Here is a 12,129-nt window from a genome sequence, read left to right as displayed (position 1 = left end):
TGCCCTTGCCAAGGGGGCGTCCACATATGAATCACATTCCCGACGCCAAGGGAATCCTGTTTATGGGTCCCGACCCTAGGCTGTAGCCCTTGCTTTGCTCAGTGGAGGAAAAGCGGGCGTATATGATCGCAGTTTGAGCCATTAGGCTGCCCTATCTCAGCGCGCGTTAGGATTTTGTCTACGTGCGTCGCAGGATGGACGCGCGCCGGAAAGGTCACATGCGCATTGGCCCGCGCCACCGATACGGTGCCGGTCTCCAGGGGCTGGCGCAGCGAATCGAGCACCCCGCGCTGGAATTCCGGCAGCTCGTCGAGGAACAGCACGCCCAGATGCGCCAGGCTCACCTCGCCCGGCCGCACCCGCAGGCCGCCCCCGACCAGCGCGGCCATCGATGCGGAGTGATGCGGGCTGCGATAGGGCCGCCGCCGGACCAGCCGGCCCTCGCGCAACTCGCCGGCCACGCTCGCCACCATCGATACCTCCAGCGCCTCGGCGGGGGTCAGCTCGGGCAATATCCCCGGCAGGCAGGCGGCCATCAGCGACTTGCCCGATCCGGGCGGGCCGCTCATCAGCAGATTATGGCCGCCGGCCGCAGCGATCTCCAGCGCGCGCTTGGCGGTTTCCTGCCCCTTCACCTGCGCAAGGTCCGGCCCGCCGGCCGGCTCCTCCATCATGCCCGGCTCCGGCGCGGCCAATGGCAGGCTGCCCTTGAAATGGTTGAGCAGCGCGATCAGGTCCGGCGCGCCCAGCACCTCGATCGTCCCCGCCCAGGCCGCCTCCGGCCCCTGCGCCGCCGGGCAGATCAGCCCCAGCCCGCGCGAAGAGGCATGGATCGCCGCCAGCAGCACGCCGGGCGAAGGCGCCACCCGCCCGTCCAGCCCCAGTTCGCCCACCACCAGATAGGAAGCCAGCGTCTCGGCATCGATCACCCCCATCGCGCCCAGCAGGCCCAGCGCGATCGGCAGGTCGTAATGCGATCCCTCCTTGGGCAGATCGGCCGGCGAAAGGTTCACGGTTATCCGGCGCGGCGGCAGGGCCAGCCCGATCGCGGCGAGTGCCGCGCGCACCCGTTCGCGGCTTTCGGCCACCGCCTTGTCGGGCAGGCCCACCACGACGAAGGCCGGAACGCCCGGCGCAACCTGCACCTGCACCTCCACGGCGCGCGCCTCCAGACCCAGAAACGCCACCGTCGCGACGTGCGCCACCATGCGGAAGAGCCCCCCTGCCCCGATGTTCCCCGCCTGTTCTAAGCACGCCCCGCCATGCGAGTCGAGCCGCCCGCCGCTCTCTCCCGATTCGCCGGCGGTTTGTCGGCATCCGCCGGCTTTCCGTCGATCATCGGCGTTCGCCGCCTTGTGGCCGCCAGCGGCGCACCCCATCTTTTCCCCATGGATATCGTCCGCTGGTGGAAGGCGCTCGGCCGTAACGAGCATGTCCGAATCGGCCTCTTCGCGCTGGGCTGCGTGCTCGTGGCGCTGGCGCCCGTCGTCGGCCTGCTGCCGGGGCCGGGGGGCATATTGGTCTTCGCGCTGGGCCTCGGGCTGATGCTGCGCAACTCGCTCTGGGCCAAGAAGCGCTATGTCGCCTTCAAGCGGCGCTGGCCGAAACATGGCGCCTGGGCGGACTGGGGGCTGCGCCGCAAGAGCGCGCGCCGGCGCGACAAGATCGCCAAGGCGAGGGCCAAGCTCAGGGCGGCGAACGGCCCGTCCGCCGCCGATATGGATTGACTTTCCCGGCCGCCCCTTATATCCGCGCCACCGACAGCGGCCGTCCCATGGGCGGCCCTTTTGGTTTCTGATCGATAGGGAATGACCGATGAAGCGCACCTTCCAGCCGAGCCGCCTTGTGCGCAAGCGTCGTCACGGCTTCCGCTCGCGTTCGGCGACGCCGGGCGGGCGCAAGGTCCTGGCGGCGCGCCGCGCCCGCGGCCGCAAGACGCTTTCGGCCTGAACGGGCCGAAGGGCGGCGCCGGACTGACCACGCTCAGCCGGCGCGCCGATTTCCTGGCCGCGAATGGCGGCCTTCGGGCGCCCATGCCGGGCTTCGTCCTGCTGGTGCGCCCGCGCGGCGACGGATCGGAAGCGATTCGCGTCGGCTACACCGTCACCAAGAAGATCGGCGGCGCCGTCATCCGCAACCGGATGAAACGGCGCTTTCGCGCGCTTGCGGCGGAATTGCTGCCGTCGGAAGGCGTGCCGGGCGCCGATCATGTCCTGATCGGCCGGGCCGGCGGTATCGAACGCCCTTTCGCCGATCTCCGCCGCGAACTGGCCAAGGCGCTCGCCAGGGTCCGTTCGGGCGCCGCATCCCCGGCCGCGCCGCGGCCGCCGCGATCGGGCGGGCGCCGATGATCGCCCGCCTCCTCATCCTCGTGGCGCGCGCCTGGCAATGGGGGCCTTCGGCGGTGCTGCCGCCATCATGCCGCTATCATCCGTCATGTTCGGCCTATGCTATCGAGGCCATCCAGCGCTATGGGGCGCTGAAGGGCGGCTGGCTGGCCGCCAGACGAATCCTGAGATGCCACCCCTGGGGGGGATCGGGCATCGATCCAGTACCTTGAATTCGGGAGCTTGATCCGTGGAGAATTGGCGCAACGTGGTGCTGGCATGCGTATTGTCGCTGCTGGTGCTGTTCGGCTGGCCGATCGTGGCAAATCATTTCTTCCCGCCGGCCAATCCGCCGGCGACGAAGATCGTGAAGGGCAAGTCGGTGCCGCTCCCCGCGCCGGGCGCGACGCCCGCCGCCGATGCGCCTGCCGCCATCCGCGCGCGCGAAGTGGTGCTGAAGGATAGCCCGCGCATCGTCATCGATACGCCGCGCCTCCGGGGTTCGATCAACCTCAGGGGCGCCCGCATCGACGATCTCGTGCTCGCCACCTATCGCGAGACGATCGCCAAGGATTCGCCGCCCGTCCGCCTGCTTTCGCCCAGCGGCACGGCCGATGCCTACTTCGCCGCCTTCGGCTTCGCCGGCGACGGGGTGACGACGCCCAACGACCAGACGCTGTGGCAGACGCAGGACAGCCTGCTCGCCCCCGGCAAGCCGGTCACGCTCACCTGGCGCAACGATCAGGGCCAGCTCTTCACCATCAAGCTCTCCGTGGACGAAAATTACCTGTTCACCATCGAACAGAGCGTCGCCAACCTTTCCGGCAACGCCATCTCGGTCCGGCCTTGGTCGCTGGTCAGCCGCACCGGCCACAGCAAGGACCCGTCGACCTGGACGGCGCATACCGGGCCGATCGGCACCTTCAACGGCGCCACCAACTACGACGTGAACTTTGCCAATCTCGACGGGCAGGAACCGGGCTTCTTCGCCCGCATCGGCGGCACCACCGCGCAGGCCGGCACCAACAGCTTCTCCAGCAAGGGCGGCTGGCTGGGCTTCACCGACAAATATTGGCTGACCACGATCATCCCCGATCCGGCGAAGACGATCGACGCGAACTTCCGCAAGGGCGAAGGCGATCGCTACCAGGCCGATTTCTCGGCCGCGCCGGTGATCGTGCCGCAGAACCGGGTGGCGCGTTCCACCTCGCACTTCTTCGCGGGCGCCAAGGAAGTCACCGTCCTCGATGCCTATAAGAAGAATCAGGGCTTCGCCAATTTCGATCGGGCGATCGACTGGGGCTGGTTCATCTGGTTCGAAAAGCCGATCTTCAACGTGCTGGACTGGCTGTTCAAGCTGGTCGGCAATTTCGGCGTGGCGATCATCCTGCTCACCTGCATCGTGCGCGGGCTGATGTTCCCGATCGCGCAGAAGCAGTTCGCCTCGATGGCGGCGATGCGCGCCGTCCAACCGAAGATGAAGGAGCTTCAGGAAAAGCATAAGGACGACAAGCAGAAGCTGCAGCAGGAGCTGCTGGCCCTCTACCAGAAGGAGAAGGTCAATCCGCTCGCGGGCTGCCTGCCGATCCTGCTGCAGATCCCGATCTTCTATGCGCTCTACAAGGTGCTGATGCTGACGATCGAGATGCGGCACCAGCCCTTCGTCGCCTGGATCAAGGATCTGTCCGCGCCCGATCCGATGACGCCGCTCAACCTGTTCGGCCTGCTCGATTTCACGCCGCCGGGCTTCCTGGCGATCGGCGTGCTGCCGATTCTGCTGGGCATCACCATGTGGCTGCAGTTCAAGCTGAACCCCACCGCCACCGATCCGGTGCAGCAGCAGGTCTTCTCGATCATGCCGTGGATCTTCATGTTCATCATGGCGCCGTTCGCGGCCGGCCTCCAGCTCTACTGGACGGTCTCGAACCTGCTCACCATCGCGCAGCAGAAGTGGCTCTACAGCCGCCATCCCACGCTGCGCGCGCAGGCGGGCAAGGCATGAACGGCGCGGCCGGCCCCACGCCCGGAACCGAGGAAGCGGCCGCCCAGCTGATCGAGGATGCGCGCCGGCTCTTCGCCGGGCCGATCGCCTTCCTCAAGTCGGCGCCGTCGCTCCAGTTCCTGCCGGATCCGGCGGCGCCGGAAGTGGCGTTCGCCGGCCGGTCGAACGTGGGCAAGTCCTCGCTGCTGAACGCGCTCACCAACCGCAACGGGCTGGCGCGCACGTCCAACACGCCGGGCCGCACGCAGGAACTGAACTTCTTCGACGTGGGCGAGCCGCTCCGCCTCCGCCTCGTCGACATGCCGGGCTATGGCTTCGCCAAGGCGCCCAAGGATATCGTCCGCAAGTGGCGTTTCCTGGTGAACGATTATCTGCGCGGCCGCGCGGTGCTGAAGCGCGCGCTGGTGCTGATCGACAGCCGCCACGGCATCAAGGATGTCGATCGCGAGGTGATGAAGATGCTGGACGAGGCCGCCGTCTCCTACCGCCTCGTCCTCACCAAGGCGGACAAGGTCAAGGCTACCGAGCTCACCGCCGTCACCGAACGGACGGCGGCCGAGGCCCGCACCCATGTCGCCGCCCACCCGGAAATCCTCGCCACCTCCAGCGAAACCGGGCTCGGCATCGCCGAACTGCGCGCCGCCGTGCTGGAGGCCGTTCTCTAAGGGCTTTGCGCCCTTTCCCATGAAGGCGCGCCGCGCCCGCGCGGGCGGGAAGGGCGGAAAAGCAACGCGCCGGCGCCACGCAAGCGCCCCGGCGCGATCACCCGTCGACCTGCCGGCACAACCGGCCGGCCCGCCCGCCCTTCCCTTTCGGCGCCCGATGCCGCAGGGAGGGGCCGACCTTCGCGGGAAACGACGGAATCGGAATGCTCAAGCTCTTCATCGGCAACAAGGCTTATTCCTCCTGGTCCATGCGCGGCTGGCTCGCCGTCAGGCAGTCGAGCCTGGATTTCGAGGAGATCGTCGTCCCCCTTTATGACGACGATTGGGACAAGCGCCGCGAAGGCGACGAATTCGCCCCCTCCTCCGGCAAGGTGCCGATCCTGTGGGACGGCGATGTCGTGGTGTGGGACAGCCTGGCTATCATCGAATATCTGGCGGAAAAGGTCGGCCGCGATCGTTTCTGGCCCGCGGATGACGGCGCCCGCGCCATGGCCCGGTCGATGGCGGCGGAGATGCATTCCAGCTTCGCCAGCCTGCGCCGCGAACATTCGATGAATGTCCGCAAGCGCTTCCCCCCGCGCGAGCTGAGCGAAGGCACCGTCCAGGATGTGATGCGCATCGTCCAGCTCTGGGCGGAGGCCCGCGCCCGCTACGGCGGCACCGGCCCCTTCCTGTTCGGCGAGTTCGGCGCGGTCGACATCATGTTCGCGCCGGTCATCACCCGCTTCATCACCTATTCGATCCCCGTCCCCCGCTTCGCCCACCCCTATATGGAGGCGGTGCTGGAACATCCCTTCGTCACCGCCTGGCTGGAAGGCGCCTATGCCGAACCCTGGGTGATCGAGAAGTTCGAGCTGCCGGTCCTCTGAAGCTTCGTTCGCGCGCCCGCCTTCACCAGGGGCGCCCGTCCCTGTGGCGATAGCTCTGCGTCGCACCGTTGAGGTGCAGGTCGATATCGGGATAATGGCAGTCGGTCTGCGAAGCCCGGCCGATCGCAACGAGCAGGCAGGGCGCGTCGCCCTCGTTGATCAGATGATGGCCATCGGCCTGCCCCTTGGGGAAGGCGGCGCAATCCCCGGCCCGCATCGGCGTGCGGCGCCCTTCCTCGACGAGCACCGCCTCGCCCGAAAGGATCACGACGAACTCGTCCTCCCCCTCATGCCAGTGGCGCTGGCTGGACCAAGCCCCCGGATCGAGCCGGACATGGGTGACGCCGAAATCGCCCAGCCCCGCCGCGATGCCCAGCCGGCGATACCATCGCCCGGCCACGTCCCGCGCATAGGGCTCGGGATATCCGGTGCGGTTGGTGGCCGGGATGGCGGCAAGATCGATCTTCGGCATGATCGGCGGAGGATAGGCAAAGCCGTGGCTTGCCGCTAGGCGAACGATCATGATCGATCCCGTCGCCCTTGCCAGCCGCCTCATCGCCTGCCCCAGCGTCACACCCGAGGATGCGGGCGCGATCGACGTGATCGCCGAGGCGCTGGAGGCAATCGGCTTCACCGTCCACAGCTTCTGGGCGGGCGACGCGCCCGACGGGCCGGTGCGCAACCTTTTCGCCACGCGCGGCCAGGGCGGCCCGCATTTCGCCTTCGCCGGCCATAGCGACGTGGTTCCCGCCGGCCCCGGCTGGGGGACCGATCCCTTCACCCCCGTCATCCGGGGCGATCTGCTCCACGGGCGCGGCGCGGTGGACATGAAGGGCGCCGTCGCCGCCTTCATCGCCGCCGCCGCGCGCATCCCCGATCATCAGGGCACGCTGAGCCTCATCATCACCGGCGACGAGGAAGGCCCCGCAACCCACGGCACGCTGGCGCTGATGGCGTGGATGGAGGAGCGCGGCATCCGCCCCGACCTATGCCTGGTGGGTGAGCCGACGTCCGCCCACCGCCTGGGCGATACCATCAAGATCGGCCGGCGCGGATCGGTGAACATGTGGATCGAGGTGCCGGGCACGCAGGGCCATGTCGCCTACCCCCATCTCGCCGATAACCCCGCCCCCCGCCTGATCCGTATCCTGAACGAGCTGGATGGCTGGACGCTCGACACCGGCAATCGCTGGTTCCAGCCCTCCAATCTGGAAATAACCGATATCGCGATCGGCAATCCGGCGACCAACATCATCCCCGGCGTCGCCCGCGCCCGCCTCAACATCCGCTTCAACGATGCGCATCGCGGCGCCGATCTGGTGGAGCATGTCCGGCAGGTCGTCGCCCGCCACGCGCCGCGCGGCACGGTGGAGGCCAGGATCTCGGGCGAGGCCTTCCTCACCGAGCCGGGCCGGCTTTCCACCCTCGTCACCGATGCGATCCACCGCGCGACGGGCCTGGAGGCGGAGCTTTCCACCAGCGGCGGCACATCCGACGCCCGCTTCCTCTCCCGCCTCTGCCCGGTGGTGGAATTCGGCCTGTGCAACGCCACCATGCACAAGCTGGACGAAGCGGTCGCCGTGGCGGACCTCCACGCGCTGACGGATATCTACGCGGACATCATCACCCACGCGCTGCAAGGCTGACTGCCGGGCACCGCCATCGCCCGTCGCATGCTCGGAATCGCAGGTGTTGCCCTGATCGGCTGAACGCGCTCCCCTTTTCCGTCATTCCCGCGAAGGCGGGAATCACGTCAGGGAAAGGCCACCGCCGGAAAGCCCCGGCGCCGGCCCATCGGCGCCGATACGAATACGGCTTCCCCGCGCCACCTAGGCCATGGCCCGGAACGGCCCGCCGTCCCGCCGCCCGGCCAGCCAGGCGAGGAAGGCGGCCTCGTCCATCGGCCGGGCGACGGCATAGCCCTGCACCGCATCGCAGCCGATGGCGCGCAGCACGTCCATCTGCCCCTGATTCTCCACGCCTTCGGCCACCGCCTGGAAACCCAGGCCGTGGACCAGCGCGACCACCGAATGCACCAGCGTCCGCGCGTCCGCCGAATCGGCGATGTCGCGGATCAGGGTGCGATCCAGCTTCACCCGGTCGATCGGCATGTCCTTCAGCCGGGCGAGGTTCGAATAGCCGGTGCCGAAATCGTCGATGGCGATCGCCACGCCGTCGGCGCGCAGATCGCGCAGGCCGGCCAGCACCGCATCGCTGCCCTGCATCGCCAGCGTCTCGGTGATCTCTATCTCCAGCCCTTCGGCCGGGGCGCCGCTTTCGGCGATCAGCGAACGCAGCCTGTCGAAAAAGCCCGGCTGCGCCATCTGGCGCGGGCTGATGTTGATGGCGATGCGCTGGCCCAGTCCAGCCCCGCGCCAGCCCGCCAGTGATTTCAGCGCCCGATCCAGCACCCAGTCGCCGATCTCGCGGATCAGCCCGCCATCCTCGGCCGCCTGGATGAAGCGGCCGGGCATCTGCAGGCCGTCTTCGGGATGGCGCCAGCGCAGCAGCCCCTCGACCGCCACCACCTCGCCGGACATGCGCATCTGCGGCTGGAAGGCCAGCTCGAACTCGCCCCCCTCGATCGCGCGGCGCAGGTCGCGTTCCAGCCGCAGCCGTTCCTCGGCCGCGTCGTTCAGCACCATGTTGAATCGCTGCACCTGCCGGCGTCCCTGCGCCTTGGCATGATACATGGCGATATCCGCCGCCCGCATCAGGCTGACGAGATCGGTGCCGTGATCGGGGGCGATCGCCAGCCCGATCGAGGCGCCGACATCCACCGCCTGCCCGGCCACCACGAACGGTTCGGACAGCACGTGCAGCGCGCGCCGCGCCAGGCGTTCGGCATGCCCCGCGTCGCGCACCATCGGGAAAAGCAGCGTGAACTCGTCCCCCGCCAGCCGGCCGATCGCCGGTGCATCCGCGCCCTGGGCATCCATGTCCTGCCTCGCCCGCGCCGCGACCTGGTGCAGGCGGCCGCCGACCATCGCCAGCACCTCGTCGCCGCAGGCATGGCCCATGCTGTCGTTCACGAATTTGAAGCGATCGAGGTCGATGAACAGCAGCGCCGCCATCTGCCCCGGCGCGCGCCGCGCGAGAAGCTGTTCGGCCATACGCCGGAAATTCACGCGATTGGCGAGCTGGGTCACAGGATCGAACATGGCGAGCGCGTGGACGCTGTCGAAATTGGCGCGCACCTGGCCGAACAGCCGGTCCATCGCCTCGGCCAGCTCGGGCAGCGTTTCGCGCACGCGTTCCGGGGTGGGCGATATCAGGTCGCCCTCGGCCGCCGCGCGGATGCGCAGCGCCAGCACGTCCACCCCTTCCGCCACGCCGGCGATGGCGCGCTCGGCCGATGCCCAGCTCATCGCCCCGCAGACGATGGCGACCAGCAGCGCGCCCACGATTTCCCGCTGGCTTACCGATCCGCTGGTTCCGGCGAACAGCGCCAGGATGAAGACCACGGCACCAGCGGACAAGGCGAAGGCGACGGCCCGGCTTTTGAGCGATAGTCCCTCCATCGCGCCGATGCGTGCCCCTTCCCCCAGCGCCCGACCGCCGGGCAAAGCAGGCTTGTGGAGCAGAATCCGTTAACGAATGCTCCATGAATTGTAACGGGGCACCATATTTTACGATTTTTCTGGCGGTTGTCGCGGGGTCAGCGGCGGCGGCGCAGCACCACATAGAGCGCGCCCGCGCCGCCATGGCGGGGATGCGCGGCGCGGACGGCGGCGATGCGCGAGGACCAGCCCGAGGCGCCGAGCCAGTCGCCGATCGCGGCGCGGATCAGCCCCCGCCCCGGCGCGCCCGGCCGGGGCGCCCGGCCCGTCACCACCAGCAGCACGCGGGCGTCGGCGGCGATCGCGCCGGCAAGCGCGGCCTCCAGGGCGGCATGGGCACCGGCCAGCGTATGGCCATGGAGGTCGATGGTGCGATCGGGCGCCACGATCCCCCGCCGCAGCCGCCTATCCCACCCGCCGTCCAGCGTGTCGGCAGGCTCGGCGGCGGCAGACGCGCGCGGGGATGGCGGTGGCGGCGGCGGGACCCTGCCCTGCCTGGATTTCGGCAGCGGCTTGGGCGGTGGGGCCGGGGGCGGCGATCCGGCGGCGGCTTCGGCCGGCGCCGGCCGCTCCGGGTGGAGCGGACGCACCGTCGCCGTCACCTTGCGCCAGAGCGCGCGCTCCTCAGCGTCGAGGCGTCGGCCCGCCATTGCCGGTCACGGTCGCGGCGTTCAGCCGGGCGACGCTCCCCTTGGGCAGCAGCAGCCAGGCATTGCCCCGGCCGGACATGCCGCCCGCGATACGGCGGGCATCCTCGCCCGCGCCCCAGAAGGTGTCGAACCGGTTGGCGCCCTTGATCGCGCCGCCCGTATCCTGCGCCACCCACAGCCCGGTCGCCTCCACCCGATCGAGCGCGAGGAACACCGGCGCGCCCAGCGGCACGAAGGCGGGGTCGGCCGCCACCGTGGTCCGCCCCGTCACCGGCAGGCCCAGCGCCCCCAGCGGGCCGGGGCCGAACAGCTCGCGGAAGAAAACGAAGCTCTTGTTTTCGTTCATGATGCTGGCGCCGCCATCGGGCATGGCGCGCAGCGTGGCCATGATCCCCTGCATGGAGGACTGGCCGGGCTGCAGCAGGCCGCGATCGCGCATGAACGCGCCGATCCCGGTATATTCGCGGCCGTTCTGCGTGTCGTAGCCCACGCGCATCCGCCCGCCATCGGGCAGGTCGATGAGGCCGGAGCCCTGCACCTGGAGGAAGAAGAATTCGATCGGGTCCGCCGCCCAGGCGATCACCGGCGCCCTGCCGTCGATGGCCCCGCCCACGATCGCGGCGCGATCGGGATAGCGGATCAGCTTGCCGTCCTTGGCCTGGCCGCGAATCCGGCGGCCCTTGAGGTCGTCGGCGAACAGGCCGAGGTCGACCTCGATCAGATCGTCCGGCCGGCCATAGATCGGCACCTCATAGCCGGTGCGCCGCGTGCGCGATCCCTTGATCTCGGGCTCGTAATAGCCGGTGGCGAAGGCCTTGCCCTCGCCGACGATCGCGGTCTCGAAATAACGCGGGAAGAAATTGATCGCGTCGCCATCCCGCCAGCTCGCCGCCGCGTCGCAGGCCGGCTGCCAGTCCGCTCCCCTGGTCAGCCCGCTATTGTCGGTGCGGCGGACGAGCGATCGGCAGGAGATGCGGAACGCCGCCAGCGCGGATCGCGCCTCGGCGTCGCTTATCCCGAGCGCCGTCACCGCCGGCCCCGGCCGGACGCCCTGCTGCTGGGCGGTGGCGCCCGCCGGCGGCGCGGCCAGTGGCGCGGGCGCGGGCGGCAGGGTCACGCGCGGCGCCCGCACGGGTCCGAGCGGCGGGCTCGAAACCGGCGCGCCGGCCGCCGGCGGGGCGGTGGGCGTGGTCGGGCGGGAAACGGGCGCGGGCGGCCCTTGCGGGCTCACGCAGCCGGCCAGCGCCAGCGCCGCGGCCAGCGCGCCCCCTAATGCGAGGCGGGTCACGCCGCCTCGTCGGTTTCGATCAGGATCCAGTTGGGATCGTCGGCCCGGACATGGCGGCTGAACGTCCACACGTCATGCGTGGGCACCGCATCCGAAAGCGATCCGGCGATCACATTGCCCTCGCGGTCGTGGGTGACGGCGGCGATGTCCGCGTCGAAGCGCACCGTCACGCTCGCCATCTGGCCGTCGAGGCGGGCGCGCTCGATCACGGCGCGCTCGATCGAGATCAGGCGGTTGTCCAGCACCTCGCCGGCTTCCTCGCGCTGGCGGATTGCCTCGGCGAAATCCTCGCGCACGCCATCGTCGACGAAGCGGGACAGTTCCTCGGTATCGCCCTTCCAGAAGGCTTCGAGGATCATGCGATAGGCCGCCTGCGCGCCGTTCAGGAAGGACGTCACGTCGAAGTTCGGATCGGCGGAGACGATCGCCCGGATGCCCTCGTTGGCGCGGGGGTCGATCGCGGGTTCGGCCGATACGGGCTGCGAGGGCATGTCGCTGCTGGAACGCGCGATGGGGGCCGGCTTCGGCTGGGCTTCGACCGGCTTGGCGATCGGCTGTTCATGCCCCGTGCGGCGACCGAGGACGCTGTAGAGCCTCATCGCGACGAAGACGAACACCAACGCCAGGATAATGATCGTTTCCACCGGACCTCCGCTACGCTTGTCCGTTGCTACATAGGGATATGGCGCGCATGTTTCAAATGGCGCTTTCGGTGGCGCGGTCCCGCCATCGGTCCGCCGCGCGCGCCATTGCCCTCCCGCGCCCCGC

Annotated in this window: 13 protein-coding genes and 1 pseudogene; 8 read left to right on the top strand and 6 right to left on the bottom strand. The window is 69.4% G+C overall.

Going from position 1 to position 12,129, the window contains the following annotated elements; translation table 11 throughout:
• Positions 1–197: 197 nt before the first annotated feature.
• Positions 198–1,208, bottom strand: a pseudogene (locus tag CV103_RS05695) (YifB family Mg chelatase-like AAA ATPase); the annotation flags it as partial.
• A gap of 54 nt (positions 1,209–1,262) precedes the next feature.
• Here CV103_RS05695 and CV103_RS05690 point away from each other — a divergent pair.
• The 7 genes from CV103_RS05690 (at position 1,263) to CV103_RS05660 (ending at position 5,863) form a co-directional block, all read left to right on the top strand.
• Complete coding sequence (locus tag CV103_RS05690; RefSeq protein WP_245896661.1) at positions 1,263–1,727, top strand: hypothetical protein; 465 nt, start codon at positions 1,263–1,265, stop codon at positions 1,725–1,727.
• Positions 1,728–1,815: 88 nt separating this feature from the next.
• Positions 1,816–1,950 carry a 50S ribosomal protein L34 gene (rpmH, locus tag CV103_RS05685; RefSeq protein WP_015459770.1) on the top strand — a complete coding sequence of 45 codons (135 nt, stop codon included), beginning with the start codon at positions 1,816–1,818 and terminating at the stop codon, positions 1,948–1,950.
• A complete protein-coding gene (rnpA, locus tag CV103_RS05680; RefSeq protein WP_051128848.1) occupies positions 1,947–2,351 on the top strand; it encodes a ribonuclease P protein component in 405 nt (134 codons plus the stop codon). The genes rpmH and rnpA overlap by 4 nt, the downstream gene beginning before the upstream one ends.
• Positions 2,348–2,560 carry a membrane protein insertion efficiency factor YidD gene (gene yidD / locus CV103_RS05675; protein ID WP_015459768.1) on the top strand — a complete coding sequence of 71 codons (213 nt, stop codon included), beginning with the start codon at positions 2,348–2,350 and terminating at the stop codon, positions 2,558–2,560. The genes rnpA and yidD overlap by 4 nt, the downstream gene beginning before the upstream one ends.
• 17 nt (positions 2,561–2,577) lie before the next feature.
• Complete coding sequence (gene yidC, locus CV103_RS05670; RefSeq protein WP_107394242.1) at positions 2,578–4,329, top strand: membrane protein insertase YidC; 1,752 nt, start codon at positions 2,578–2,580, stop codon at positions 4,327–4,329.
• Positions 4,326–4,994 (top strand): ribosome biogenesis GTP-binding protein YihA/YsxC, encoded by a 669-nt coding sequence (gene yihA, locus CV103_RS05665; RefSeq protein WP_070933062.1) that lies wholly within the window; start codon positions 4,326–4,328, stop codon positions 4,992–4,994. Before yidC ends, yihA begins: the two co-directional genes overlap by 4 nt.
• 203 nt (positions 4,995–5,197) lie before the next feature.
• Positions 5,198–5,863: a glutathione S-transferase family protein gene (locus CV103_RS05660; RefSeq protein WP_107394241.1), complete on the top strand. Its 666-nt coding sequence runs from the start codon at positions 5,198–5,200 to the stop codon at positions 5,861–5,863.
• A gap of 22 nt (positions 5,864–5,885) precedes the next feature.
• Here CV103_RS05660 and CV103_RS05655 read toward each other — a convergent pair whose 3' ends face one another.
• Positions 5,886–6,335, bottom strand: a complete 450-nt coding sequence (locus CV103_RS05655; RefSeq protein WP_107394251.1) for a cupin domain-containing protein — start codon at positions 6,333–6,335, stop codon at positions 5,886–5,888.
• A 49-nt stretch (positions 6,336–6,384) separates the two neighbouring features.
• On the opposite strand from CV103_RS05655, the gene dapE reads away from it, so the two are divergent.
• Positions 6,385–7,509 (top strand): succinyl-diaminopimelate desuccinylase, encoded by a 1,125-nt coding sequence (gene dapE, locus CV103_RS05650; protein ID WP_107394240.1) that lies wholly within the window; start codon positions 6,385–6,387, stop codon positions 7,507–7,509.
• A gap of 183 nt (positions 7,510–7,692) precedes the next feature.
• On the opposite strand, the gene CV103_RS05645 is transcribed toward dapE, so the two are convergent.
• The 4 genes from CV103_RS05645 to CV103_RS05630 form a co-directional block, all read right to left on the bottom strand.
• Positions 7,693–9,384, bottom strand: coding sequence for a putative bifunctional diguanylate cyclase/phosphodiesterase (locus CV103_RS05645; RefSeq protein WP_107394250.1), 1,692 nt, complete (start codon positions 9,382–9,384; stop codon positions 7,693–7,695).
• A 137-nt stretch (positions 9,385–9,521) separates the two neighbouring features.
• Positions 9,522–10,073, bottom strand: a complete 552-nt coding sequence (locus CV103_RS05640) for a Smr/MutS family protein (protein ID WP_015459761.1) — start codon at positions 10,071–10,073, stop codon at positions 9,522–9,524.
• The gene (gene mltA, locus CV103_RS05635) at positions 10,048–11,361 is read right to left on the bottom strand and encodes a murein transglycosylase A (protein WP_107394239.1); all 1,314 of its coding nucleotides are present in this window, start codon (positions 11,359–11,361) and stop codon (positions 10,048–10,050) included. Before mltA ends, CV103_RS05640 begins: the two co-directional genes overlap by 26 nt.
• Complete coding sequence (locus CV103_RS05630) at positions 11,358–12,005, bottom strand: Tim44/TimA family putative adaptor protein (RefSeq protein WP_107394238.1); 648 nt, start codon at positions 12,003–12,005, stop codon at positions 11,358–11,360. The genes mltA and CV103_RS05630 overlap by 4 nt, the downstream gene beginning before the upstream one ends.
• Between the last annotated feature and the right edge of the window lie 124 nt (positions 12,006–12,129).

It is taken from the genome of Edaphosphingomonas fennica (genome assembly GCF_003034225.1).
Classification (GTDB): Bacteria; Pseudomonadota; Alphaproteobacteria; order Sphingomonadales; family Sphingomonadaceae; genus Sphingomonas_E; species Sphingomonas_E fennica.
Note: the sequence above shows the minus strand (reverse complement) of the source record. Positions and strands in the feature narration are given on the sequence as shown.

Excerpts from the sequence above, each read along its gene's own strand:
- CV103_RS05690 (WP_245896661.1), top strand. The coding sequence starts at position 1,263 with ATGCGAGTCGAGCCGCCCGCCGCTCTCTCCCGATTCGCCGGCGGTTTG.
- rpmH (WP_015459770.1), top strand. The coding sequence starts at position 1,816 with ATGAAGCGCACCTTCCAGCCGAGCCGCCTTGTGCGCAAGCGTCGTCAC.
- yidD (WP_015459768.1), top strand. The coding sequence starts at position 2,348 with ATGATCGCCCGCCTCCTCATCCTCGTGGCGCGCGCCTGGCAATGGGGG.
- yihA (WP_070933062.1), top strand. The coding sequence starts at position 4,326 with ATGAACGGCGCGGCCGGCCCCACGCCCGGAACCGAGGAAGCGGCCGCC.
- CV103_RS05660 (WP_107394241.1), top strand. The coding sequence starts at position 5,198 with ATGCTCAAGCTCTTCATCGGCAACAAGGCTTATTCCTCCTGGTCCATG.
- CV103_RS05655 (WP_107394251.1), bottom strand. The coding sequence starts at position 6,335 with ATGCCGAAGATCGATCTTGCCGCCATCCCGGCCACCAACCGCACCGGA.
- dapE (WP_107394240.1), top strand. The coding sequence starts at position 6,385 with ATGATCGATCCCGTCGCCCTTGCCAGCCGCCTCATCGCCTGCCCCAGC.
- CV103_RS05645 (WP_107394250.1), bottom strand. The coding sequence starts at position 9,384 with ATGGAGGGACTATCGCTCAAAAGCCGGGCCGTCGCCTTCGCCTTGTCC.
- CV103_RS05640 (WP_015459761.1), bottom strand. The coding sequence starts at position 10,073 with ATGGCGGGCCGACGCCTCGACGCTGAGGAGCGCGCGCTCTGGCGCAAG.